Annotated in this window: 1 pseudogene; it reads left to right on the forward strand. The window is 66.4% G+C overall.

The features are described 5' to 3' along the window. A pseudogene (locus MFF40_RS28395) lies at positions 1–348 on the forward strand (transporter); the annotation flags it as partial.

The following is a 348-nucleotide window of genomic DNA, read 5'->3' on the forward strand; positions in this document are numbered from 1 at the left end:
TGACCTCGACGATCGCTCAGGCGCAGACCACGACCATCCCGGGCGAGCAGGTCGGTCTCGCCATCGGCGCGCCGCTGCCCGAGGGTATCTACGCAATCAACACCTTCACGTATCGCCGCGCCGATGCGCCGTCGACTGCTCTAGGTGGTGCTCTTGGTGGTGCTCTCGACACGGCCGTCAACATCCCGGTGTTGGTCTGGTCGACCCCGCTGGTCCCGCTCGGTGGCCGCATCGAGCTGCTCGTAGCGCCCCCGACCGTGTTCGCCTTCACCCGTAACGGTGCTGGCGCGCGTAACAAGGACATCTCGATCAACGTCGGCACCTTCGTCGGCGGCATCTGGGCGTTCG

This window comes from Methylobacterium mesophilicum, assembly GCF_022179445.1.
Classification (GTDB): domain Bacteria; phylum Pseudomonadota; class Alphaproteobacteria; order Rhizobiales; family Beijerinckiaceae; genus Methylobacterium; species Methylobacterium mesophilicum.